The sequence below is a fragment of the Yunchengibacter salinarum genome (assembly GCF_037658235.1).
Classification (GTDB): domain Bacteria; phylum Pseudomonadota; class Alphaproteobacteria; order Sphingomonadales; family Kordiimonadaceae; genus Yunchengibacter; species Yunchengibacter salinarum.
In genome coordinates this window covers 12,655-36,578 of sequence record NZ_JBBJLN010000010.1, presented here as the reverse complement: position 1 = coordinate 36,578, position 23,924 = coordinate 12,655, and the positions used below count along the sequence as shown (strand labels likewise).

General features: G+C 63.5%; 18 protein-coding genes. 15 read left to right on the top strand and 3 right to left on the bottom strand.

Going from position 1 to position 23,924, the window contains the following annotated elements; all coding sequences use genetic code 11:
- Window positions 1-78 precede the first annotated feature (78 nt).
- Window positions 79-858, top strand: coding sequence for a DUF2971 domain-containing protein (locus WGH93_RS11650; protein WP_374765066.1), 780 nt, complete (start codon window positions 79-81; stop codon window positions 856-858).
- Window positions 859-890: 32 nt separating this feature from the next.
- Here the strand turns inward: WGH93_RS11650 and WGH93_RS11645 are convergent, their stop codons facing one another.
- Entirely contained in the window at window positions 891-1,763 is an 873-nt protein-coding gene (locus WGH93_RS11645) for a methyltransferase domain-containing protein (protein ID WP_374765065.1), read from the bottom strand.
- Between the two features lie 125 nt (window positions 1,764-1,888).
- On the opposite strand from WGH93_RS11645, the gene WGH93_RS11640 reads away from it, so the two are divergent.
- From WGH93_RS11640 to WGH93_RS11625, 4 genes are all read left to right on the top strand, one after another.
- The gene (locus WGH93_RS11640) at window positions 1,889-2,722 is read left to right on the top strand and encodes a double zinc ribbon domain-containing protein (RefSeq protein WP_374765064.1); all 834 of its coding nucleotides are present in this window, start codon (window positions 1,889-1,891) and stop codon (window positions 2,720-2,722) included.
- 92 nt (window positions 2,723-2,814) lie between these two features.
- Window positions 2,815-3,078: a glutaredoxin 3 gene (gene grxC, locus WGH93_RS11635; protein WP_374765063.1), complete on the top strand. Its 264-nt coding sequence runs from the start codon at window positions 2,815-2,817 to the stop codon at window positions 3,076-3,078.
- A 7-nt stretch (window positions 3,079-3,085) separates the two neighbouring features.
- Complete coding sequence (locus WGH93_RS11630) at window positions 3,086-3,967, top strand: carbon-nitrogen hydrolase family protein (RefSeq protein WP_374765062.1); 882 nt, start codon at window positions 3,086-3,088, stop codon at window positions 3,965-3,967.
- Window positions 3,964-4,563, top strand: coding sequence for a DUF1178 family protein (locus tag WGH93_RS11625; protein WP_374765061.1), 600 nt, complete (start codon window positions 3,964-3,966; stop codon window positions 4,561-4,563). The genes WGH93_RS11630 and WGH93_RS11625 overlap by 4 nt, the downstream gene beginning before the upstream one ends.
- A 58-nt stretch (window positions 4,564-4,621) precedes the next feature.
- On the opposite strand, the gene ubiG is transcribed toward WGH93_RS11625, so the two are convergent.
- A complete protein-coding gene (gene ubiG / locus WGH93_RS11620) occupies window positions 4,622-5,407 on the bottom strand; it encodes a bifunctional 2-polyprenyl-6-hydroxyphenol methylase/3-demethylubiquinol 3-O-methyltransferase UbiG (RefSeq protein WP_374765060.1) in 786 nt (261 codons plus the stop codon).
- 175 nt (window positions 5,408-5,582) lie between these two features.
- Between ubiG and WGH93_RS11615 the strand changes: the two genes are divergently transcribed.
- The 10 genes from WGH93_RS11615 to clpB all read left to right on the top strand — a co-directional run bounded on the left by WGH93_RS11615 (window position 5,583) and on the right by clpB (window position 19,985).
- The gene (locus WGH93_RS11615) at window positions 5,583-6,830 is read left to right on the top strand and encodes an aspartate kinase (protein WP_374765059.1); all 1,248 of its coding nucleotides are present in this window, start codon (window positions 5,583-5,585) and stop codon (window positions 6,828-6,830) included.
- 134 nt (window positions 6,831-6,964) lie between these two features.
- Window positions 6,965-7,999, top strand: coding sequence for an NAD(P)H-dependent flavin oxidoreductase (locus WGH93_RS11610; RefSeq protein WP_374765164.1), 1,035 nt, complete (start codon window positions 6,965-6,967; stop codon window positions 7,997-7,999).
- Window positions 8,000-8,026: 27 nt separating this feature from the next.
- Window positions 8,027-10,339, top strand: a complete 2,313-nt coding sequence (gene ptsP / locus WGH93_RS11605; protein ID WP_374765058.1) for a phosphoenolpyruvate--protein phosphotransferase — start codon at window positions 8,027-8,029, stop codon at window positions 10,337-10,339.
- Window positions 10,340-10,617: 278 nt separating this feature from the next.
- Window positions 10,618-11,664, top strand: a complete 1,047-nt coding sequence (locus WGH93_RS11600) for a RodZ domain-containing protein (protein WP_374765057.1) — start codon at window positions 10,618-10,620, stop codon at window positions 11,662-11,664.
- 166 nt (window positions 11,665-11,830) lie between these two features.
- The gene (ispG, locus tag WGH93_RS11595; RefSeq protein ID WP_374765056.1) at window positions 11,831-12,955 is read left to right on the top strand and encodes a flavodoxin-dependent (E)-4-hydroxy-3-methylbut-2-enyl-diphosphate synthase; all 1,125 of its coding nucleotides are present in this window, start codon (window positions 11,831-11,833) and stop codon (window positions 12,953-12,955) included.
- Between the two features lie 27 nt (window positions 12,956-12,982).
- Window positions 12,983-14,251: a histidine--tRNA ligase gene (gene hisS / locus WGH93_RS11590; RefSeq protein WP_374765055.1), complete on the top strand. Its 1,269-nt coding sequence runs from the start codon at window positions 12,983-12,985 to the stop codon at window positions 14,249-14,251.
- On the top strand, window positions 14,248-15,327 hold the full coding sequence (prfA, locus tag WGH93_RS11585) for a peptide chain release factor 1 (protein ID WP_374765054.1): 1,080 nt from the start codon (window positions 14,248-14,250) through the stop codon (window positions 15,325-15,327). The genes hisS and prfA overlap by 4 nt, the downstream gene beginning before the upstream one ends.
- Before the next feature lie 5 nt (window positions 15,328-15,332).
- Window positions 15,333-16,181, top strand: coding sequence for a peptide chain release factor N(5)-glutamine methyltransferase (gene prmC / locus WGH93_RS11580; RefSeq protein WP_374765163.1), 849 nt, complete (start codon window positions 15,333-15,335; stop codon window positions 16,179-16,181).
- Window positions 16,182-16,456: 275 nt separating this feature from the next.
- Window positions 16,457-17,128, top strand: a complete 672-nt coding sequence (locus WGH93_RS11575; RefSeq protein ID WP_374765053.1) for a DUF4167 domain-containing protein — start codon at window positions 16,457-16,459, stop codon at window positions 17,126-17,128.
- Window positions 17,129-17,363: 235 nt separating this feature from the next.
- The gene (clpB, locus tag WGH93_RS11570; protein ID WP_374765052.1) at window positions 17,364-19,985 is read left to right on the top strand and encodes an ATP-dependent chaperone ClpB; all 2,622 of its coding nucleotides are present in this window, start codon (window positions 17,364-17,366) and stop codon (window positions 19,983-19,985) included.
- 396 nt (window positions 19,986-20,381) lie between these two features.
- Here clpB and WGH93_RS11565 read toward each other — a convergent pair whose 3' ends face one another.
- Window positions 20,382-23,708: a TonB-dependent receptor domain-containing protein gene (locus tag WGH93_RS11565; RefSeq protein ID WP_374765051.1), complete on the bottom strand. Its 3,327-nt coding sequence runs from the start codon at window positions 23,706-23,708 to the stop codon at window positions 20,382-20,384.
- Between the last annotated feature and the right edge of the window lie 216 nt (window positions 23,709-23,924).

Here is a 23,924-nt window from a genome sequence, read left to right as displayed (position 1 = left end):
TTATCTTTAATATAATGTATAAAAATTTAAATAGCTTTAAATTGTTTATGATCTTTTAAATATCAAAAGGTGAATGAAATGATATTATATAAGTATTTAAGTTTTTGTAATGGATTGAAGGTTATAAAAGGGAACAAAATATCGTTCACACAGCCTGATTATTTTAATGACCCGTTTGATGCTCCGATATTTGAAAGGTCTGATTCATCAGATTACGTATCTCGAGTTCTCGGTAATATTCGGAGTGAAATAAAAAGTAACGTAATGAGGGAAAAATATGGGATATTGTCTCTTACTAGATTGCCGAACAATCCTTTGATGTGGGCGCATTATGCAGAGAGCCATGAAGGAATTGTTATTGGCATAAATATTAAGAAGGCAGGGTTCTTGTGTGAAAAAACAAACTTTATACCAGCTTCTTTTGGAAGTGTGATTTATTCGAACTCTAGACCGGGAATGGTATCTAATCTGGCGCCCGAACATGGATTGCGGTTGGGTGATACCCACGCATTTCCGAGAGAGCATTATGAAAAATTACAGAATCTCTTTCTGACGAAGCCGATGTGTTGGGCGTATGAGGAGGAGGTTCGTGTGGTGAAGTGCTTGAATGGAATTTCTAGTGATAAAAGACAAAATGATAGTGGAAACTTTGATTTTTGTTCTTTAGAAAATAATAAAGAGTTATATCTTTATAAGTTACCAGATAATTCCATCGAAGAAGTATATGTAGGAGTTAAGATGAATGAGGAACAAATTACAGATTTAAGGAGCACTATGACGGACTCTATTCCGGGTAGAAAACTTTACCGTTGTGCATTAGACAATAAAAAATACACTATAAACTCTTTCACTGAATAATTGATATTTTTCAATTTCTTATTTCTTCATTTTTACAACACATCTTTCAGGCTGGCGGTGCCGCTGCCGGGGCGCAGGGGCTTTTGCTGGCTTTCGTGGGGGTGCCAGCCGGTCAGGGTGATCACCTCGAAGGTGGCGGGGATGCGGCCATCCGGCTGTGCGTGGGTTTCCTGATAGCGGGCGGCGGCCCGCATCAGCACGTCCCGGCGCAGCGGGCGGCGCCCGGCCAGGGCATTGCCTTCCCCCATGGCTTTCAAATCCCGCATCAGCGACAGCGCGTCCGTATAGGTAACGGTGAAGCGATCCGTATCGCTGACGGGCAGGGCAAATCCGGCCCGTTGCAGCAGATGGCCCAGATCCCGCACATCGCCAAAGGGGGCGATGCGGGCGTTGGCGCCGCCGGTCACTTCGGATTCGGCGGCCAGCAGGGCGTGCCGCAATTCGTGCAGGGTGTCGCCGCCAAACAGCGAGACCATGAACAGGCCGTCGGGCCTTAGCGCGCGCCGGGCCTGAATCATCAGCCCCGGCAGGTCGTTCACCCAGTGCAGGCCCAGTGTGCTGGTGACCAGATCGAAACTCTTTTCCGCCACCGGCAGAATCTCCCCGGTCATGGGATGACATGCGGCGTGTTCCGGCAGGCTGGCGCGCGGGTCCGGCCCGGCCACGGTCAGGCTGGCCTGTGCTGCGCCGTCCCCCGGCAGGCTCAGCCCGCCAATGTCCAGCCAGTGCTGGAAAGAGCGATTGATGTCTTTCAGTCGGTCATGCAGGCGGTCCCGCACTTCCTCGATCAGGAAAAAGGGCGTTGGCCGGTCGGGGCCGCTCGCCGCCGCGCGCCGGGCGGCAAGGCGGCGCTGGCGGGTCAGGGCCGCGTGGTCGAACAGGCTTGTGGGGCTCTCTGCGCTCATGCCATTGTGATTAGGGCGCCCCCGGCGCGGGATCAAGGCCGGGCTGGGCCGGTTGGCCATTTTTATGCCCCGGCCCCGACCCGTCGCGGCGCCCGTTTTGGTGAAGTGCGTGTTCGGAGTAGTTCATGCCCCTGCATCCCGATGGGTCCGATTGGCCCGGTATCATCCCGCGCGGCCTGCATCATGTCAGGGTCGGGCTGCGCCATGTCGGGGCGCTGGCCGGGCAAGGTCTCGATCTGTTGTTGCCGCCCCGCTGTGCCGCCTGCGGGGGGCGGGTGTCCGCCCATGGGCATGTGTGCGGGGCTTGCTGGGGCGACATGGCGCTGATCGGCGATCCGCTGTGCGGGCAATGCGGCTTTCCGTTCGAGGTGGCCGAGTCTGACCCGGAGACGGGGGCGGAGACATTGTGCGCCGCCTGCCTCGCCGCGCCGCCGGTGTTCGACTGGGCCCGTGCCGCCGCCCTTTATGAAGGCCGGGCGGTGCGCATGGTGCTGGCCTTCAAGCATGGCGGCGGCACCACGCTGGCCCCGGCGTTGGCGCGCCTGATGGGGCGGGCCTTTCAAAACGGCCAGCCGGGCGCGGCCGCCGACCTGCTGGTGCCGGTGCCGCTGCATCGCTGGCGGCTGCTTGCCCGGCGCTATAATCAGTCCGCCCTGCTGACCCGTGCGCTGGGCCGCCAGGTGGGGGTGCCGGTGCTGGTGGACGGCCTGCACCGGACCAGGGCCACCCCCAGCCAGGGCGGGCGCGGGCGCCGGGCCCGGTTCAACAATGTGCGCGGCGCCTTTCGGGCGAATGCGCGGGGCCGGGCGGCCATGGCCGGGCGCCATGTGGTGCTGGTGGATGACGTGATGACCACCGGCGCCACGCTTTCCGCCTGTGCGCGTGCCTGTCGCCGGGCGGGTGCGGCCAGCGTGGGGGCGGTGACTCTGGCGCGGGTGGCGGGGCCGCGCGCGATCTGATAGGCCCTTTCCAAGGGCCGGTTCCGGCCTTACATATGGAATAACGATCAGGCCCCATGGGCCGGAAACAGGTTGAGACAAAGAAGGAAAGCGTGATGAGTGTGGTGATTTACAGCTCGGCCATGTGCCCGTTCTGCTGGCGGGCCAAGGCGCTGCTGAAGGAGCGCGGCGCCAGTTTCGAGGAAATCAATGTGGACATGAAACCCCGCGTGCGCGCGGGCATGCGCCAGAAAGCCGGGGGCGACAACAAGGTGCCGCAAATCTGGATCGGCGATCGGCATGTGGGCGGCTGTGATGCGCTCTATGCGCTGGACGCGCGGGGTGAACTGTCCAACCTGATCAAGGCGGCGGGGTAACGCGACCATGGCGGACGCCGTGTTGCCCATCGCTCTGGTCCAGATGACCGCGGGCCGTACCATTCAGCCCAATGTGGAGACGGCCTGTCACTGGATTCGCCGGGCCGCGGAAGATGGCGCGCGCTTTGTGCTGACGCCGGAGACCACCCATCTGATGGAACTGAAGCGGGACCGGGTCCTGGCCGTCAGCCATGAAGAGGCGAACGATCCCGGCCTTGCCGCGTTCACGGCGCTGGCGGGGGAGCTGGGCATATGGCTGCTGGTAGGGTCGCTGATCATCCGCATCGGGCCGGAGCGGCTGGCCAACCGGTCCTTCCTGATCGGCCCGGACGGCACCGTGCGCGCCCGCTATGACAAGATTCACCTGTTCGATGTGACGCTGGCGTCCGGGGAAAGCTACCGGGAAAGCGCGCTTTATGCGCCGGGGGACCGGGCCGTGGTGGCGCCGACGGACTTTGCCCCGCTGGGGCTGAGTGTGTGCTATGATGTACGCTTTCCGGCGCTTTACCGGTCATTGGCGCAGGCCGGGGCGGAAATCCTGACCGTGCCGGCGGCCTTTACCCGGCCCACCGGCGAAGCGCACTGGCATACCCTGTTGCGCGCGCGGGCGATTGAAACGGGCAGTTTCGTGCTGGCCCCCGCCCAGACCGGGGAGCATGAGACAGGCCGCGCCACCTATGGCCACAGCCTGGTGGTGTCGCCTTGGGGCGAGGTGCTGGCCGATGGCGGTACCGAGCCGGGCCTTGTGCGGGCGGAACTGGACCTGTCCGCGGTGGCGGCAACGCGGGCGCGCATTCCGTCCCTGCGGCATGACCGGCCTTTTGCGGCGCCCGATCCGGTGGCGGATACAACGGTGGCCGATGAACCTGATGGAGAGGCAACCCCATGATCAGCTTCGATCTGAAATGCGATCGGGCGCACCGCTTTGAAGGCTGGTTCCGGTCCAGCGCGGATTATGAAAGCCAGAAGGCGCGGGGTCTGATCAGTTGCCCGGAATGTCACAGCCATCATGTGGAAAAAGCCCTGATGGCGCCCAATGTGGCCCCCAAGGGCAATCGGCGGGCCGAGCCGTCGGCGCCTTCCTTCCCGCCGTCGGGGGAGCGGTCGCCTGAGTCCTCGTTTCCTGAGTCTCCGTTGCCTGAGTCCCGGTTGCCTGACTCACCGGCATCCGGGTCCGCGCCGTCATCCGCCATGGCAGGCGGGGCGGAAAAGGGGGCGCCCCACGGGGAAGCCGCCCCCGACAGCCCGGCGGGTCAGCCCGATGCGGCGGATGTGCGCCGCTTTTTCCGCGCCGTGCGGGCCCATGTGGAATCCAGTTTCGACAATGTGGGCCGCCGCTTCGCCGATGAGGCGCGCAAGATTCATTATGGCGAAAGCGAGAAGCGCGGCATATATGGCCAGGCGAGCGAGGCGGAGCGCCGGGAACTGGCCGAGGAAGGGGTGGACGTGCTGCCCCTGCCGGACGTGCCGAAAGACGACGCCTGATCGCCGGTCGCCTGTGCCCCGATCGCCTGATCGTTCTTTATCCCCTGCCTTGGCGGCGTCAATCCGCCGGTTTGATGGCGGGCAGGGCGTAATTCACCCCCGTATCGCTGGTGACGGACCATTGCCGCGACAGCGGTGAGAAGCTGAACCCTTCCGCCCGTCCGGGCACGAGCCCCGCCTGTGCGGCATGGGCGGCCAGTTCATCCGGCGTGATGAATTTGCGCCAGTCATGGGCGCCCACCGGCAGCCAGCGCATCACATATTCCGCCCCCACCTTGGCCAGCAGAAAGGCTTTGGCCGTGCGGTTGATGGTGGACAGCAGCATGATCCCGCCCGGTTTCAGCATGGCCGCCGTGTGTGCCAGATAAAGCGGTACATCGGCCACATGCTCCACCACCTCCATATTGATGATCACGTCATAGCGCACACCGGTGGCGCTCAGATCCTCGGCGGTGGTGTGGTGATAGGCCACTTCGACGCCGTTCATGTGGGCATGGGTCGCCGCCGTCTTGACGTTTTTCTTTGAGGCATCCACGCCGGTCACGCGGGCGCCGAGCCGGGCCAGCGGTTCGCTTACCAGCCCGCCGCCGCAGCCGATATCCAGCACGTCCAGCCCGTCCAGCGGCATGGCGGCGCTGTCGTCCCGGTGGAAATGATCGGTGATCTGGCGGCGGATATATGCCAGCCGGGTGGGATTGAGCATGTGCAATGGCTTGAACGGCCCCGTGGGGTCCCACCATGTGGCGGCCAGATCGGCGAAAAAGGCCACCTCGCTTTCGTCCACGGTGGTGGCCGGGGCGCTGGGCCCGCCTGTATCGGTATGGCTGGTGCGCGGGTCTGTCATCGGTTTTCTCCTGACGGTGGCGCGGGCCGTGCCCTGCGGTATCGGCGCTTGCGCGGGGGGCATACAGCCTATATCAAGGGCGCCGATCGATGTTAACAGCCCAGTCATACGTGGCGCGCGCCTTTTCGGGTCACGCCGCGCGGCAAGGAGCGGGTTTGAGAGAGTGGGGCATCCTATGGCGCGGCTCGTGATGAAATTCGGCGGCACTTCCGTGGCGGACCTGTCACGCATCCGTAATGTGGCGGAGCGTGTGCGCGCGGAAGTGGCCAATGGGCATTCCGTGGTGGTGGTGGTGTCCGCCATGGCCGGCACCACCAATCAACTGGTCACATGGTGCCGCGAGGCTTCCCCGATTCACGATGCGCGGGAATATGATGCGGTGGTGGCATCCGGCGAACAGGTGACCAGCGGCCTATTGGCCATTACATTGCAGGAAATGGGCATTCCGGCCCGGTCCTTCCTGGGCTGGCAGGTGCCGATCAACACAACGGATGCCCACGGCGCCGCCCGGATCGATACTATCCCGCCCGATCGGCTGGAAGCCGTTCTGGCGGAAGGGCGCGTGGCCGTGGTGGCCGGTTTCCAGGGCGTGGCGCCGGATGGCCGCATCACCACCATGGGCCGTGGCGGCAGCGATACCAGCGCCGTGGCGCTGGCCGCAGCGCTGGAGGCTGAACGGTGTGATATCTATACGGATGTGGACGGGGTTTACACCACCGACCCCCGCATCGTGCCCAAGGCGCGCAAGCTGGACCGCATCACCTATGAGGAAATGCTGGAAATGGCCTCGCTTGGCGCCAAGGTCTTGCAGACCCGGTCGGTGGCAATGGCGATGAAACATGGGGTGCGCACCCAGGTTCGGTCCAGTTTCGAGGACGTGCCCGGAACGCTTGTGGTTGGAGAGGATGAGATCGTGGAACAGGATGTGGTCAGCGGCATCGCGTTTTCAAAGAGCGAGGCGAAAATCACCGTTGTGGGGGTGGAAGACACGCCGGGCCGGGTGGCGGACCTGTTCCGCCCGCTGGCCGACGCCCACATCAATGTGGATATGATCGTGCAGGTGGCTTCCGCCCATGAGCCGGGGCCCAGCGGCCCGGCCACGGACATCACCTTCACCGTCACGGAAGACGATCTGGCCCGCGCGGTGAAAATTCTGGAAGACAGCAAGGGCACGCTTAACTATAAATCCCTCCACTATGACGATAATGTGGTGAAGGTATCGGCTGTGGGTGTGGGTATGCGCACCCATTCCGGCGTGGCGGGAACCATGTTTGATACGCTGGCGGAAAAGGGTATCAATATTCAGGCCATCGCCACGTCGGAAATCAAGGTCAGTGTCCTGATCGATGCCGAATATCTGGAACTGGCGGTTCGGGCGCTGCATGAAGCCTATGGCCTGGCGGGGACGACGGCGGACGCCTGACACCGGCGGCGCCCGCCGATCACCGGCCCGGTGAGAGCCGGTCGGGCACAACGAATACAGAGGGACCGAGACCCATGGGGCAGATAGCGGCGGACAAGACGGATACCGGGCCTGTGCGTGCCGAGGGCGCCTGCATGGGGGCCGAGCGGCTGGATCGCCTGTGGGCCCGCGGGCGTGCCTTTCTGGGCACGGAAACCGCCATTCTGGGTGGCGCCATGACCTGGGTGTCGGAGCGCAACCTCGTTTCCGCCATTTCCAATGCGGGCGGGTTTGGCGTGCTGGCCTGCGGCGGCATGGACCCGGATCAGCTCAGTGCCGAGATCGCGGCCACCCGCGCCATGACGGACAAGCCCTTTGGCGTCAATCTGATCACCCTGCATCCGCGCCTGAATGAGCTGGTGGAAGTGGTCAGGGCGCATGACGTGCGCCATGTGGTGCTGGCGGGCGGCCTGCCGCCGGGGGATGCCATTCGCGCCATCAAGGGCTATGGCGCGGGCTTGATGTGTTTTGCTCCCACGCCGGTTCTGGCGAAGAAGCTGATCCGGTCGGGGGCCGATGCCATCATCATAGAAGGCAGCGAGGCGGGCGGCCATATCGGCCCGGTGAGCACCAATGTGCTGGCTCAGGAAATCCTGCCCGTGATTCGGGATGTGCCGGTTTTCGTGGCGGGCGGTATAGGCCGGGGCGAGGCCATCGCCGCCTATCTGGAAATGGGGGCGAGTGGCGCGCAGCTTGGTACCCGCTTTGTGGTGGCCGAGGAATGCGTCGCCCATGACAAGTTCAAGCAGGCATTCGTGCGGGCCAATGCGCGCGACGCCGTGACCAGCGTTCAGATCGATCCGGCCTTTCCGGTGATCCCCGTGCGCGCGCTCAAGAATCAGGGCACGGAAGACTTCATGGTCACCCAGCGGGATGTGATCGCGCGCTATCGCAGCGGTGCGCTGGACCAGTCCGCCGCCCAGATGGAGATTGAACATTTCTGGGGCGGCGCCCTGCGCCGTGCCGTGGTGGATGGTGACGTGGAGACCGGCTCCGTCATGGCCGGGCAGAGCGTGGGCATGGTGCGTCGCATAGAGCCCACCGCCCGGATCGTGGCCGATCTGGTGGCGCAGGCGCGGGCGCACCTGGCAAATGGCGCCGGTGGCGCCGACCTTGACGGGGTGGCATGAGGCGCGGCCCCGGAATGGCAACCCGGAATGGCAACCCTGACTGCCCCCACGCCCAAGCCCGGCGATATGGAGAGTGATGTGCCTGATATGGTCAGCCAGCCCCGTCTTTTGTTGAAACGCCTGCATGATGTGCTCGCCGAAGGGGGCGAGGGGCAGGAGCGGCTGGACCGGATCGTCCGGGTGATCGCCCAGAACATGGTGGCGGAGGTGTGCTCCATCTATCTCGCCCGCGCCGGTGAGGTGCTGGAACTGTTCGCCACCGAGGGGCTGAAAAAGGAAGCCGTGCACCAGACCCGCCTGCGTTTCGGCGAAGGGCTGGTCGGCCTGGTGGCGGAGCGGGGCCTGCCGCTCAACCTGTCCGAGGCGCCGCAGCATCCGCGCTTTGCCTATCGCCCCGAAACGGGGGAGGACATCTATCACAGTTTCCTGGGGGTGCCCGTTCTGCGGGCCGGTCAGGTGGCGGGCGTGCTGGTGGTGCAGAACGTGGTCTCCCGCCGCTACAAGCCGGAGGAGGTGGAGGCGCTCCAGACCATTTCCATGGTGGTTGCCGAGCTGGTGGGGTCCGGCGATCTGGTGCCGGTGGAGGAACTCAGCGAGGATGCGAGCAAGACCGGCGCCCCTGTCACGCTGGACGGCATGACCCTGGCCGAGGGTGTCGGCGCGGGTGTGGCGGTGTTCCATCAGCCGCAGGTAAAGGTGCGCCAGACCATCGCGGAGGACCCGGAAACCGAGCGGGTGCGCCTTGAGGATGCCATTGCCGCCATGCGCCTCAAGCTTGAGCAAATGCTGGAACTGCCGGACCTGAAACATGGCGGCGAACACCGGGAGGTGCTGGAGACCTACCGCATGTTCGCCTATGATCAGGGCTGGCAGGAGCGTATGCGGGAGGCGGTGCGCTCCGGCCTGACGGCGGCCGCCGCCGTGGACCGGGTGCAGCAGGAAAACCGCGCCCGCATGGCCAAGATCCGGGACCCGTATCTGCGGGAACGGATCGGCGATTTCGAGGATCTCGCCAACCGGCTGATCCGCCTGATTCAGGGGGAGGACAATCAGGAGAGCGGCCCGCTGGAAAGCGAGTCCGTTCTGATCGCCCGCAATCTCGGCCCGGCGGAGCTGATGGATTATGATGTCTCCAAGCTGAGCGCCATCATGCTGGAGGAGGGGTCGGCCACCAGCCATGTGATCATCATGGCCCGCGCCATCGGCATTCCCGTGCTGGGGCAGGTGGCCGGGCTGATGACCCATGTGAATCCCGGTGACTATCTGATCGTCGATACGGAGGCGGGCCACGCCTATCTCCGCCCGGCGGAAGATATCGTGGAGACCTACCGCGAGACGATCAATCTGCGGGAGGAGTTGCTGGCCAGCTATGAGGCGGAGCGTGATCTGCCCGCCGTGACACTGGACGGGGAGCGCATCACCCTGCTGATGAATGCCGGCCTGCTGGTGGACCTGCCGGGGCTGGACCGCCTGGGGGCGGAGGGGATCGGCCTGTTTCGCACCGAATTTCAGTTCATGATTTCACCCGCCCTGCCAAGGGTGGAGGAGCAGACTCATATTTACAGCACCGCGCTGGATGCAGCGGGGGATCGGCCCGTGGTGTTCCGCTCGCTGGATATTGGCGGTGACAAGCCGGTGCCGTTCCTGCCGCGCATGGACGAGGAAAACCCGGCCATGGGCTGGCGGGCCACCCGTATCGCGCTGGATCGGCCCGCCTTGCTGCGTTACCAGTTGCGTGCGCTGCTCTATGCCGCCGCGGGTCGGGATTTGCATGTGATGTTCCCCATGATCGCCGAAGTGGCCGAGCTGAAACGCTGCCGGAAGCTGCTGGATATGGAGCTGGCCCGGCTCGACAAGTTCGACAGGCCCCGCCCGGCGCGGCTCTATGTGGGCTGTATGCTGGAAGTGCCGTCGCTGTGCTGGCAGTTGGATCACCTGCTCAGGGAGATCGACTTTCTGTCCATCGGCACCAATGATCTGATGCAGTTCTTCTTCGCCTGTGACCGCTCCAACCCCAAGCTGACGGATCGCTATGATCTGCTGGCGCCGCCGGTGCTGTCCTTTTTGAAGGGGATCATCGATGCCTGCAACCGGCACGGCGTTACGGTCACGTTGTGCGGCGAGATGGGCGGGCGCCCTCTGGAGGCGCTGGCGCTGATGGCGCTGGGTCTGAAACGTCTGTCCGCATCGCCGGGGGCGATCGGCCCGGTGAAGCGCATGATCCGCTCGGCGGACTATGGGCGGGTGCGGCGGTTCGTGTTGCACGGCTTGAGTTCACCGGAGCATTCGATTCGCGACTCACTTATGAATTTTTCCCGCGATCACGGCATAAAGCTCTGAAAAGTTTATATAATTTTAATTAACGACACCAAATAAGCGTATTTTAACACCCTATGAGGGCACAAGGGCGCATTTTGGGCCCTGTGCTTTTGATACCACAGTCAATGCGCTATGATACTCTTGTGTTCTGAAGTAGGGTTTGCCGCGGGAAAATCTTTCCAAATGGTGAAAGGTCCCGAAACGGCCTGTTTACAATCTGACTAAAATTTGCTCAAACAGACAGGGGTTAGGTGCCACCTCTCAGGTGCGCCACCATGTAGTGGGAAAAGAGATACGTTATGGATGATGCATCCGTATCCATCGCCGACCGTCTGAAGACCGCCCGCCGTGACCAACAGCGGGAAATCGGTCAGATCGCTTCGGAAATCTGCGTGCGCAGCACCTATCTGGAAGCGATGGAAGCGGGCGATTTCGATGCGCTTCCTGAACAGGCATTCGCCGTCGGGTTCGTGCGGGCCTATGCTGACGCCCTTGGGCTCGACGGCGCGGAAATCGTGCGCGCTTTCAAGGAAGAAAGCGGGCTCCGCGAACGACCTGTCTTTGAATATCCCGAAGTGACCAGGGTGCGCCGCGTGCCCGTGTGGCTGGCGCCCGTGGGCGGCCTTGCCGGTGTGGCGGCCATCTGGGCGCTGGTGGGTTCCGGTATTTTCAATCCGACCCTGGAACCGGGCGCCGATTTTGAGCTTTCCGCCGAGGCACAGGCCGACCGCCAGGAGTTGAGCGAAGTGCAGCAGGCCCTGGCGGAACAGCAAGGGCGCGATGCCGCGCCGTCGGACGAGGCATCCCGTACCGTGAAGACGGCGGCGGCGGATGGCGACGAACCGCTCCGCATGGCCGCCGCGCAGGCGCCGGAAAGCAAGGATTTTGAGGGTCGGGCCGCGGATCGCGGCGCGGCACCCGAAGCTGGCGGCCCCGCCCCGGACAGTCCGCGGGCCGGAGAGCGCAATTCCGGCGTGGACACCGTAGTGGCCGCCCATTCGCTATTTCCCGCCGCGGAAGCCGCCGATGGCCAGACGGCCTCGCCCGCGACGGCAGGTCGCGGCCTGACGCTGACGGCGCACGCGGATACATGGGTGCGTCTGGCACGTGGGGACGGTTCCGAAGTGTGGTCCGGCCTGTTGATGGCGGGGGAACAGTATCGCCCGCGCGTCGAGCCGGACATGACCCTGTCCGCCAGCAATGCGGCGGGCCTGAGCCTGACGCTGGATGGCACCCGCCTTGGTGTGATCGGGGAGCGCGGTCAGCTTGTTCGCCATATGGCGCTGGACAGGCGCAGCCTGATGGTGGCGCGGCCCATGTCTGGCGGGGATATGGGCGGTCGCTGACCTTCCTTCGTCCAGCGGATGGGATTGCCCTGAAATCCTGTGCTTTGCGGGGTTCTGTCATGGTCCGTTCCCGCCATGCGGTTGACGCGGCCCTTTTCCCGGCTATAACCCATGAGAGAGCGGATGGCCCCATAGGGGGCCGTGACGGGATCGAGAAGGGAATGGCATGAGCGTGCGGCCCTGGCGCGATATCGAGCGCCGGAAAAGTCGGCAGATCATGGTTGGTGACGTGCCGGTGGGCGGCGATGCGCCCATCTCCGTGCAAACCATGACCAACACCCTCACCACGGATGTCAGGGCCACGGTGGACCAGATCCGCGCGGCGGAAGAGGCTGGCGTGGATATTGTGCGGGTGTCCTGCCCGGACGCCGAGAGCACGGCGGCCCTGAAGCAGATCGTGCGCGCCGCGCGGGTGCCGGTGGTGGCGGATATCCATTTTCATTACAAGCGCGCGCTGGAAGCGGCCGATGCGGGGGCCGCCTGTCTGCGCATCAATCCCGGCAATATCGGCAGCAGCGAGCGGGTGCGCGAGGTGGTGCGCGCGGCCAAGGCCAATGGCTGTTCCATGCGGATCGGCGTCAATGGCGGCAGCCTGGAGCGGCATCTGCTGGAAAAATATGCCGAACCATGCCCGGAAGCCCTGGTGGAAAGCGCGCTGGACCATGCCCGCCTGCTGGAAGACAACGACTTCCGGGACTTCAAGATCAGCGTCAAGGCATCCGACGTATTCCTGGCCGTGGCGTCTTATATGGGGCTGGCCGACGCCTGCGATTATCCGCTGCATCTGGGCATTACCGAGGCCGGGGGGCTGCGCGGGGGCACGGTGAAATCGGCCATCGGGCTGGGCAATCTGCTGTGGGCCGGAATCGGTGATACGGTGCGGGTGTCGCTGTCCGCCGATCCGGTGGAAGAAGTGAAAGTGGGCTATGACATCCTCAAGTCCCTTGGCTTGCGGCACCGGGGCGTGCGGATCATTTCCTGTCCCAGTTGCGCCCGGCAGGCGTTTCCCGTGATCCGCACGGTCGAGGTGCTGGAAGAGCGGCTGGCCCACATTTCCACCCCCATGAGCCTGTCCATCATCGGCTGTGTGGTGAACGGTCCCGGCGAAGCGCGGGAGACGGATATCGGCCTGACCGGCGGGGGGAACGGCAACCACATGGTGTATCTGAGCGGCGTGACCGATCACAAGATCACCGACGACAAGCTGGTTGACCATATCGTCGCGCTGGTGGAAGAAAAGGCCGTCGCCATCGAGGCGCAGCAGGCCGACGGCGCACACGCCGCACAGTAGCCAGAACAAACGAAAAGGACGGGACCGGTGGGCAAATTGCAGCCAGCGCGGGGCACGCGCGATATTGTGGGGGACGAGGCGCGCCGGATGCGCCGTGTTGAAGAGGCATTCCGCGAGGCCGGCCATCTGTATGGCTTTGAGGAACTGACCACCCCGATCTTCGAATTCACGGAGGTGTTCGCCCGCCCGCTCGGCGAAAGTTCCGATATTGTCTCCAAGGAAATGTACACCTTCGAGGACCGTGGCGGCGCGGGCCTGACCCTGCGGCCCGAATTCACCGCCGGGGTCTGCCGTGCCTTCATTTCCGGGGGGATGCAGCAATCCCTGCCGCAGCGACTGATGAGCAGCGGCCCGGCCTTTCGTTATGAACGGCCCCAAAAGGGGCGTTATCGCCAGTTTCATCAGGTCAATGCGGAACTGATCGGCGACCATGACCCCATGGCGGACGTGGACATGATCGTCATGGCGTGGCGCTTTCTGAAGGCGCTGGGCCTGGGGGATGCGGTCACGCTGCATTTGAACACCCTGGGCGACCATGACAGCCGGCGCACCTATCGGGAAGCGCTGGTGGCCTATCTTGCCCGGCACCGGGATGCGCTTTCCCCGGACAGCCAGCGCCGACTGGACAGCAACCCCCTGCGCATTCTGGACAGCAAGGACGAGGGGGACCGCGCGCTTCTGGCGGATGCCCCCCGGCTGGCGGACAGCCTGAATGACCACAGCCGCGCCTTTTTCGATCGGGTCACGGCGGGGCTGACGGCGGCGGGTGTGCCCTATGAACTGGACCCGCACCTTGTGCGCGGCATGGATTATTACACCCACACGGCCTTTGAATTCGTGACCGACACATTGGGCGCGCAGGGCACCGTGCTGGGCGGCGGGCGTTATGACGGGCTGGTGAAGCAGCTTGGCGGGCCGGATGTGCCCGGTATCGGCTGGGCCGCCGGTATGGAGCGGCTGGCCCTGATGCTGGAGGACGGGTCGGATCAGGCCGTGCGCGCCGTGGTGATGCCCATGGATGATGACAGCCAGGCTTACGGCGTTCAGGTGGCGGAGACGCTGCGCGATCTGGGCCTTGTGGTCACATCCGACCGGTCGGGCAATATGGGCAAGCGGCTTAATCGGGCGAACCGGGCGGGTGCGCGCTATGCGGCCATCATCGGCTCGAACGAACGGGATGCGGGGCAGGTGTCGCTGAAGGACTTGGCCAGCGGCACGCAGGAAACCCTGCCGCTGGTCGAGATCGCGGAGCGGCTGGGCGACGGCGGGGATCAGCGGGCCGGAGGGGTGGCATGATCACCGATGCCCGCATATCTCAACTGCTGGACCGATATGCCTATCTGGAAGATGCGCTGACCCGGCCCGATGATTTCTCCAACCGGGAATTCGCTGATCTGTCCAAGGAGTATTCGGACCTGGGGCCGGTGGTGGACGAGGCCCGCGCCCTGGTGGCGGGGCGCCGGGAACTGGCAGATCTTGAAGAGATGATGACCAGCGCCGACGACCCGGACATGCGCGCCATGGCGAGCGAGGAATATTACGACCTGAAGGAAGTCCTGCCCGCAAGGGAAGAGGCGCTGGCCCTGGCCCTGCTGCCCAGGGATGCCATGGACGAACGCTCCGCCATTCTGGAGATTCGCGCCGGCACCGGCGGGGACGAGGCGGCGCTGTTCGCGGGCGATCTGCTGCGCATGTATGAGCGCTTTGCCAGCTTGCAGGGCTGGTCGCTGGAAATGCTGTCAGATACGCCGTCCGAAGTGGGCGGCTTCAAGGAAGTGACCGTGCGAGTGGCGGGCAAGGGCGTGTTCGCCAAACTGAAATTCGAATCCGGCGTGCACCGGGTGCAAAGGGTGCCGGAAACCGAATCCGGTGGCCGTATTCACACCAGCGCCGCCACCGTGGCCGTGCTGCCGGAAGCCGAGGACGTGGACATCACCATCGATGAGCAGGATATCCGGGTGGACACCTATCGATCCAGCGGGGCGGGCGGTCAGCATGTGAACAAGACCGATTCCGCTGTGCGCATCACCCACCTGCCCACCGGGATCGTGGTGACCAGCCAGGAAAAATCCCAGCACCGCAACCGGGAAAAGGCCATGCAGGTGCTGCGCGCCAAGCTCTATGAGCAGGAGCGTGAGAAAATGGCCAGCGAACGGGCCGAGAGCCGCCGCAGCCAGGTGGGGTCCGGCGATCGGTCGGAACGTATCCGCACCTATAATTTCCCGCAGGGCCGCGTGACCGATCACCGCATCAACCTGACCCTGCACAAGCTGGAACAGGTGCTGGCGGGGGAGGCATTGTCCGAGATCACGGATGCCCTGATGGCCGAGGAGCAGGCCGAGAAGCTGGCGGAGATGGAGCGCGGCTTTTGACCACGGTGCGCGGCCTGCTCAAGCTGGGGACGGCGCGCCTGAAAACCACCGGGATCGATCAGCCGCGCGCCGAGGCCCGGCTGTTGCTGGGCCATGTTCTGGGCCGGGACGGGCGAATGCTGGAACTGGCGGCGGATGACCCGCTGCACGCCCCCCGCCTTTCCGAATACGAGGCGCTGCTGGCCCGCCGGGCGAAGGGGGAGCCGGTGGCCTATCTGACCGGTTTCAAGGCGTTCTACGAACACGACTTCCGCGTGACCCCGGATACCCTGATTCCGCGCCCGGACAGCGAGACCCTTGTGCGCATGGCGCTGGACCATCTGCCCATGGGGGCCGAGGGCACCATCGCGGATATGGGCACCGGAAGCGGCTGCCTGCTGCTGTCGGTGCTGGCCGCGCGGCCAGGGCTTTCCGGTGTGGGCAGCGATATCAGCGGCGCCGCGCTGACGGTGGCTGCGGATAATGGCGCGCGGCTGGGCCTGGCGGATCGGGCACGCTGGCTGGAAGGCGATGGCCTTGCCCCGCTTGAAACGGCGCGCCCGGCGGGTGGATATGCGCTGGTGCTGTCCAACCCGCCTTATATTGAAACCCCGGCTCTTGCGGGTCTGATGCGCGATGTGCGGGATTTTGAACCCCGAAGCGCGCTGGACGGCGGGCCGGACGGGCTGTCCTTCTACCGGCAACTGGCCCAGGGTGCCCCCGGCCTGCTGGCGCCGTCCGGTCTGCTGGCTGTGGAGGTGGGGGTCGATCAGGCGGGGCCGGTGGCGGCGCTGTTCGCCGGGGCGGGGGCCACGGACACGGCCCGTATTCCCGACCTTGGCGGCATCGACCGGGTGGTATGTGCCCGTTTTTGATGCTTTTTGGCGCGGCACGTGCCAGAAAAGCGCGATGGCGTGGCCACTTTTTCCTTTGCAAGCGCATTCAGGCAGGATAGGATCGTTGCATCGTGGCACGCTCGATACCGCGCAAGCGATCTAGCGTTCATCGGCGCTGGTGTGGCCAATTTGCCGCAGACTTTATTGAAAGCGACGCGCCGGTTCTTGGGAAAACAGCGATAAATCTGCTGTTTGCCAATTGAGCAAACACTCTCCTGGCGAGACATCTCCCGGCCTTTGTGGCTGGGCGAAGGATGTGTCAGGGCGTGGGTGCCACCGTGTTAAACCCATATAATGACTGGTTTTGTTTTCCTATGAAGCAAGGACAGAATGCGCGGAAACCGCGCGGCCGCCCGCAGAATCGCAAGCCCATGAACCAACGGGGCAACCAGACCGGAGGCCCCAAGGTGCGTGGTAACCCCAAGCAGCAGATCGAGAAATACAACAATGCTGCGCGCGACGCCCTTCAGGAGGGCGATCGGGTGAAGGCGGAATATTATTATCAGTTTGCCGACCACTATCAGCGCATTCTGAATGAGGTCAAAGGCCCCGCCAAAGACCCGCAACCCAGGGATCAGCAACCGCGGGATCAGCAGCCCAGGGATCAGCAACCCCGCCCCCGCCGCGGTGATGGGGGCAACCGCAAGGATGGCGGCGATGCGGTTTCGCCCGCCAATGGCGCCGAGCAGGGCGATGCGGGCGCGCCGATGGATCATTCCCACGATCCGCGCCGCGCCAATGGAGACCGTGATCCGCGCGCCGGGGAAGAGGCGCCCGAACAGGGTGATGGCGGTGAAGCGGACAAGCCGAAACCCGCCCGTCGTGGCCGCAAGCCGGGCCCGCGCCGCCGCAAGAGCGAGGACGCGGACGGTGCGGCGGATAGCGATGGGCAATCCGGCAAGGATCAGGCGGATAACGCCGCCTGATCTGATCCGCCCAATCGGCCGCCCTTTCCGGTTGACCGCGCCAGCACATGGTTTCAGGCACGCCTTTGCAAGGGGGCGTGCCTTTTTCTTATGGCCGGGTGCCATTCTTGCGAAACGGGAAAACCTCCCCACATATGCAGAAAGGGTATGCCCGTTCGGGGTGCCTGTTTGTGAAACCCGGCCACCGTCGCTTGAAGCATAAGGGCGGGCGCCGCCAATGTGGGGTTGAAGACACATGGATATCGAACGTTATACGGAACGTGCGCGCGGGTTCATTCAGAACGCGCAATCGCTGGCTTTGCGGGAAAATCATCAGCGCCTGACGCCGGAGCACCTGCACAAGGTGCTGCTGGACGACAAGGAAGGGCTGGCGGCCAATCTGATCCGCAAGGCGGGTGGCCAGCCTGAACTGGTCATCAAGGGCGTGGAAGAGGCGCTGGCCAAGCTGCCCAAGGTGGAAGGCAGCGGTGCCGGGCAGTTGAGCCTGGACCCCTTGACCGCGCAGCTTTTCGCCAAGTCGGAGGAATTGTCCGAAAAGGCGGGGGACAGCTTTGTCACCGTGGAGCGCATTCTGCTGGCCCTGTTGCTGACGCCCAAGGTGGAAAGCGGCAAAATCCTGATGAATGCGGGTGTGACCGCGCAAAACCTGAACAAGGCGATCGAGGCCTTGCGGCAGGGCCGCACCGCCGACAGCGCCAGCGCGGAAGACAGCTATGACGCGCTGAAGAAATATGCCACCGACCTGACCGAGCGGGCGCGGGATGGCAAGCTGGACCCGGTGATTGGCAGGGACGAGGAAATCCGCCGCACGATTCAGGTTCTGTCCCGGCGCACCAAGAACAACCCGGTGTTGATCGGCGAACCGGGCGTGGGCAAGACCGCCATCGCCGAGGGTCTGGCGCTCAGGATCGCCAATGGCGATGTGCCCGACAGCCTGACCGACAAGAAGCTGATGTCCCTGGACATGGGCGCCCTGATCGCCGGGGCCAAGTATCGCGGCGAGTTCGAAGAGCGGCTGAAAGCCGTCTTGCAGGAAGTGACCCATTCCGATGGCAATATCATCCTGTTCATCGACGAGATGCACACCCTTGTGGGCGCGGGCAAGTCGGATGGTGCCATGGATGCCTCCAACCTGCTGAAACCGGCGCTGGCGCGTGGGGAATTGCACTGTATCGGCGCCACCACGCTGAAGGAATATCAGAAGCATGTGGAAAAGGATGCGGCGCTGGAGCGGCGCTTCCAGCCGGTTTTCGTGCAGGAACCCACGGTGGAGGACACCATTTCCATCCTGCGCGGGCTGAAGGAAAAATATGAGTTGCACCATGCGGTCAGGATCACCGATGCCGCCATTGTGGGCGCCGCGACCCTGTCCAACCGCTATATCACCGATCGCTTTCTGCCGGACAAGGCCATCGACCTGATGGACGAGGCGGCCAGCCGCCTGCGCATGGAGACGGAAAGCAAGCCGGAGGAGATCGACGAACTGGACCGGCGCATCATCCAGCTCAAGATCGAGCGGGAGGCGCTGAAAAAGGAAAAGGACGAAGGCTCCCGCACGCGGCTTGAGGAACTGGAAAAGGAACTGGCCGATCTGGAGCAGAAGTCCGGCGAGCTTACGGCCCGCTGGCAGCGGGAGAAAGACCGCATCGCTGGCGAGAAGGACTTGAAAACGCAGCTTGAGCAGGCCCGCATCCAGTTGGAGCAGGCCCAGCGGGACGGCGATTATTCCCGCGCGGGCGAACTTCAGCACGGGGTCATTCCCGATCTGGAACGGCGCATTGCCGGGGCCGAAGCCGATGAAGCCGCTGATGTGAAAGCGGGCAACAGCCTGTTGCGGGAAGAGGTGACGGACGAGGATATCGCCTCCGTGGTCTCCCGCTGGACCGGTGTGCCGGTGGATAAGATGCTGGAAGGCGAACGGGACAAGCTGCTGCGCATGGAAACGGCGCTGTCCCGCCGTGTGATCGGGCAGGACTCGGCGCTGAAGTCGGTGTCCCAGTCCATTCGCCGGGCACGCGCCGGCTTGCAGGACCCGCACCGCCCGATGGGCAGTTTCCTGTTCCTTGGCCCCACGGGCGTGGGCAAGACGGAACTGACCAAGAGCCTGGCCGATTTCCTGTTCAATGATGATCAGGCGATTCAGCGGATCGACATGTCCGAATTCATGGAGAAGCATTCCGTGTCCCGGCTGATCGGGGCGCCTCCTGGCTATGTGGGCTATGACGAAGGCGGTGTGCTGACCGAGGCGGTACGGCGTCGGCCCTATCAGGTGGTGTTGTTCGACGAGGTGGAAAAAGCCCACCCGGACGTGTTCAACGTGCTTCTTCAGGTGCTGGATGATGGCCGGTTGACCGACGGTCAGGGGCGCACGGTGGATTTCACCAACACCATCATCATTCTGACATCCAATCTGGGCAGTCAGTTGATCGCCGAACTGAAGGAAGGGGAACCGGTGGAAACCGTGCGCGATGGCGTGATGGAAGTGGTGCGCGGCGCGTTCCGTCCTGAATTCCTGAACCGGTTGGACGAGATCATCCTGTTCCACCGTCTGGAGCGTCGCCATATGGCGGATATTGTGGATATCCAGTTGGCCCGCGTGCAGAAACTGCTGGATGACCGCAAGATCGTTCTGTCGCTGGATGAAGAGGCCCGGCAATGGCTGGCGAACAAGGGCTATGATCCGGTTTATGGCGCCCGGCCCCTGAAGCGGGCGGTGCAGACCTATGTGCAGGACCCGCTGGCCGAACTGATCCTGGCCGGTGATGTGAAGGGTGGCGACCGGGTGCGGATCACCAAAGGCGATGACAGCCTGATTCTGACGCCGGAGCACGCGGAGGATGAGACCGCCGCCGCCTGACCCACCGCAGCGGATATGCCAGAAAAGTGCCCGGCGTGTGCATGACACGCCGGGCTTTTTTCATGGATGGCGCTAGGCATCCCGCGCGCCACGGCGTTGCCTCTACCGCCATCCCGCCACTGCGCGGGATGAGCGGAGGCCACGACCGTGGCCCGCCGCCAATGCGGCGCCCTCGCGGAGCCGCAGCGCGTAGCGCTCAGGCGTGAGCGGTAAACCACGACCGCGCCCCGCCACCCGCACCAGCGTCGCCTCTACCGCCATCCCGCCACTGCGCGGGATGAGCGGAGGCCACGACCGTGGCCCGCCGCCCCTGCGGCGCCCTCGCGGAGCCGTAGCGCGCAGCGCTCAGGCGTGAGCGGCAAATAGAGCCTTGGCGCTGAGCGCCAAGGCTTTTCTTTAGAAAGAGGCGTCTATGCCAAAGAAGAACTGGCGCCCCATCAGCCCCACCGGGAAGCTGACCTGCGACAGGATCGGTTTGGCATCGAACACATTGTTCACACCGGCATAGAGTTGCAGGTCTTCGGACATGCGATAGGTGCCGGACAGGTCGTGCCGCCATTTGGTGCCGGCAAAGGCATTCAGGAAGTTGTCCGCATTTTCCTTTTGAACGCGCGGCGTGATTTCCAGAACATTGCCCACGAAGCGAGCCTGCCAGTTCAGGGTCAGGTCGTTATAGAGCCAGCGTGCATCAATGTTGAAGGCATGTTTGGGCTGGCCCCCTTCCTGAAGTTCCGGGTTGATCAGATCCGGGTTGGTGGGATCTTCCCGCCGTTGAAGCTGGTCCACCCAGGTGCCCTGAACGCGGAGCATGATGTCGCCCCACTGGTCCATGGCGTTGTCGATCTCGCCCAGTGCGAAGGCATAGGACAGCTCATAATCCACCCCACGGGTTTCCAGCGCCGCGAAGTTCAGCTCGGAGCTGACGAAGCTGGTCAGGCCGTTGAAGGTGGGGGAGCCGGGTTCGTCGTCCCGCGTGATCTGCCCGCAGAAGGCGTTGGGGAACTGTTCCAGATCATAGCAGGCATTGACGATTTCCTGCACATCCACCGCCTGAATGGCATCCTTGATTTCGATGTCATAGAAGTCCGCGGTGATGGTCAGGCCGGGAATGAAGCCGGGTTGCAGGACAACGCCCAGTGTCAGGGTGTCGGCGGTTTCCTCAATCAGTTCCATATTGCCGCCGGTGAAGCCGGAAATCCGGGCTGTCAACGGATCGGTGAAGCCTTCGGGGATGCCCTCGGCACGGCAGTTCGCCTCGCGGAATTCGCTGCCCTGATCGATCTGTCCGGCATCGCACGGGTCCACCGGGCGCGCGGTGGCGCCGGTGAGCGGGCTGAACAGTTCAGAGATATTGGGTGCGCGAATGGTCTGGGAGAAGGTGCCGCGGAAGCGAATGTCATTGATCGGCGCCCAGGTGCCGCCCACCTTCCAGGTCGTGGCCCCGCCAATGGTGGAATAATCGCCGTAACGCACAGCGGCATCCAGGCTCAGTTCTTCCGCAAAGGTGACGCCGGACAGAAGCGGCAGATTCACTTCCCCGAACACCTCCCATACGTCGAACTTGCCCGCCAGGTCCGAAACGGTGGTGCGCGGGTCGAAAACAAGGCCGTTTTCTTCCGCCACGCCCGCGTCGAAGGAACTGGATTCGCGGCGGTATTCACCGCCCATGGCAACACCCACCGGGCCGCCGGGCAGGGTGAACCAGTCGCTGCTGTCCCCGGTCAGGAAGCCGGAAACCACGGTTTGCTCGATCTCACGCTCGCGTGTCAGATCGGTGCTGATGAATTCCACCGCCTCGGCGCTGGGGCCGCCCAGGCCGAACAGATTGACCGGCACGCAGCTTCCGTCCAGCGGGTCGAACGTGTTGAAGCCGGGGAAGATGCCGCGGCTCGGCAAAAAGGCCGCGCCCGGCTCCACCGGGTTGCCGTTGGCGTCTGTCTCGATGGAGGAGCGGCACACCGTTTCGCCCGTGTCCGGGTCCACCACGGCGTCCGCCGCGGCAAAGAAGCGATCCATCAGAATGGCGTTTTCATCCAGCGTGTCGGCGGTGGTGCGGCCATAATTGAAGGAAAACTCATAATCGAAGGTGCTGTCGCCCAACTGGCCGTCAAAGCCCCCGACGAATCGGAAGGTCTCGCGGGTGGAGGTGTCCCGGTTGCGGCCAAAATCCACCAGATCGCGCCCGATGAAAACGGTCACATCTTCCAGATTGAACACGTCCGGGTTGTCAGAGACCAGTGTTTCGATCCCCTCCCGCAGATTGTCCGGGATGAAGGGGTTGTCGATCCGAATGGGCAGGCTGTCATAGAAGGAGTTCACCGACGGGCCCTGCACGAATACCTCGGAATAGGCATATTTCATGTCGGCGAACAGGCGCACGCTGTCGGTAAGCTGATAGTTGAAGGTACTGTTGACGACGATGCGTTCCTCGTTCGGCACGATGAAGGCGCCGTCCAGCCCGCTATTGGTGCCATCACCGCCGAACTGGTTGATGCTGTCCGCGATCAGGCCGTCCTCAAACGGGCGCACGCCGGTTCCAACCCCGTCGATCACATGGCAGCCGGCAAAGCCGCCGAAGCGTTGGGTCAGGGTGCCCGCCGCTGTTTCGAAACAGTCCTCAATGCCATTGCCATTGGTATCGAACACTAGGCCATCGGCGCCCAGGTCCAGCCCCAGGCTGTTGACGGTGCCTTCATCGGGGAAGAAGCTCAGAAAGCCGTCGCCCAGGAAGTCCACGCCGATGATGCTGCCATAATTGGATACGGCAAAGCGCGGGAAGGGCAGAACGGCGCGGGCGGGGGCCCCGTCTATGCGGCCACAGAGCGATCCCTTGGCGTCGCCCAGCGTGGAATCCCCGTCGCCGCAGAAACCGTCAATGCTCTGGCCCAGCAGCAGTCGATCCAGCCCGAACTGGGAAACATCATCCTGCTGAATGCGCAGTGCCGGGTTGGGCCAGTCGGACGCGACGCGATCGCCGCGGGTGTGGAAACGGTCGCCCTGTGTCAGCGGGCGGTGGTTGGCATAGTTCACCGAGAAGGTCACATTGCCCCGACCATCCGCCAGGTTGGCGCCGGCGGTGGCGTTCACATTGAAAATGCCGCCATCGCCATTGTCGGACAGGTTATACTGCCCCCGTACGTCCAGGCCCTCGAAGTCGTCCTTCTTGATGAAGTTGACCACGCCGGAAACCGCATCCGCGCCGTAAATGGCGGATGCGCCGCCGGTCAGCACTTCCACCCGCTCGATCAGGGCAGGGGGGATGGTGTTCACGTCAACCGTGGCTTCACCCGCCACGCCGCCCACATGGCGCCGTCCGTCCACCAGCACCAGTGTGCGTTCCTCCCCCAGGTTGCGCAGGTTCAGCGTGGCCGCGCCCAGCGTGCCGAAGCCCGCCGTATTGGCGGTGGAGTTGTTGGAGCCGAGCAGCGCGGGGATGTCGTTGACGATGTCCACCACATTCACGTCACCGGACAGGGTGATGTCTTCGGTGCCCAATACGGTCACCGGGTTGGGGGCGGACAGGTTGGGCCGCTTGATCCGGGACCCGGTGACGGTGACTTCCTCCACCTCCAGGTCCATGACGGTCTCGTCCGCCACGTCCTGCGCCATACTGGCGGGTGTCACGGCGATCGGGGCGAGGGCCGCCGCGGTCAGGCCCAGAGCCGTGCCGCGACGGAGAAAACAATGCCAGCGCCTTAGGCTGGGAGAAGGGCTACTCGGCATGAATGTCTCCTGTTTGAGGGATGGGGTTGATGGAAGGACCATGGTTTCAGGGCCGTGTTTCCGGCTAAACTTTAGTTTTGTCGTGCTGCGCTGCGGAAATCACAGAAAATTATGTGAAAGCGCATACATTAAATATAAAATGTCGGATGACGTAACATTTTTGCCACATTGGCGTGACTGCCCGTGAAAGTCCGTGATGCCGCGAAAGGGATTACA

Excerpts from the sequence above, each read along its gene's own strand:
- ptsP (WP_374765058.1), top strand. The coding sequence starts at position 8,027 with ATGGCAACCCTGACTGCCCCCACGCCCAAGCCCGGCGATATGGAGAGT.
- WGH93_RS11600 (WP_374765057.1), top strand. The coding sequence starts at position 10,618 with ATGGATGATGCATCCGTATCCATCGCCGACCGTCTGAAGACCGCCCGC.
- WGH93_RS11645 (WP_374765065.1), bottom strand. The coding sequence starts at position 1,763 with ATGAGCGCAGAGAGCCCCACAAGCCTGTTCGACCACGCGGCCCTGACC.
- WGH93_RS11575 (WP_374765053.1), top strand. The coding sequence starts at position 16,457 with ATGTGTCAGGGCGTGGGTGCCACCGTGTTAAACCCATATAATGACTGG.
- WGH93_RS11630 (WP_374765062.1), top strand. The coding sequence starts at position 3,086 with ATGGCGGACGCCGTGTTGCCCATCGCTCTGGTCCAGATGACCGCGGGC.
- WGH93_RS11615 (WP_374765059.1), top strand. The coding sequence starts at position 5,583 with ATGGCGCGGCTCGTGATGAAATTCGGCGGCACTTCCGTGGCGGACCTG.
- ubiG (WP_374765060.1), bottom strand. The coding sequence starts at position 5,407 with ATGACAGACCCGCGCACCAGCCATACCGATACAGGCGGGCCCAGCGCC.
- WGH93_RS11565 (WP_374765051.1), bottom strand. The coding sequence starts at position 23,708 with ATGCCGAGTAGCCCTTCTCCCAGCCTAAGGCGCTGGCATTGTTTTCTC.
- WGH93_RS11610 (WP_374765164.1), top strand. The coding sequence starts at position 6,965 with ATGGGGGCCGAGCGGCTGGATCGCCTGTGGGCCCGCGGGCGTGCCTTT.
- WGH93_RS11625 (WP_374765061.1), top strand. The coding sequence starts at position 3,964 with ATGATCAGCTTCGATCTGAAATGCGATCGGGCGCACCGCTTTGAAGGC.
- WGH93_RS11640 (WP_374765064.1), top strand. The coding sequence starts at position 1,889 with ATGCCCCTGCATCCCGATGGGTCCGATTGGCCCGGTATCATCCCGCGC.
- prfA (WP_374765054.1), top strand. The coding sequence starts at position 14,248 with ATGATCACCGATGCCCGCATATCTCAACTGCTGGACCGATATGCCTAT.
- WGH93_RS11650 (WP_374765066.1), top strand. The coding sequence starts at position 79 with ATGATATTATATAAGTATTTAAGTTTTTGTAATGGATTGAAGGTTATA.
- ispG (WP_374765056.1), top strand. The coding sequence starts at position 11,831 with ATGAGCGTGCGGCCCTGGCGCGATATCGAGCGCCGGAAAAGTCGGCAG.
- clpB (WP_374765052.1), top strand. The coding sequence starts at position 17,364 with ATGGATATCGAACGTTATACGGAACGTGCGCGCGGGTTCATTCAGAAC.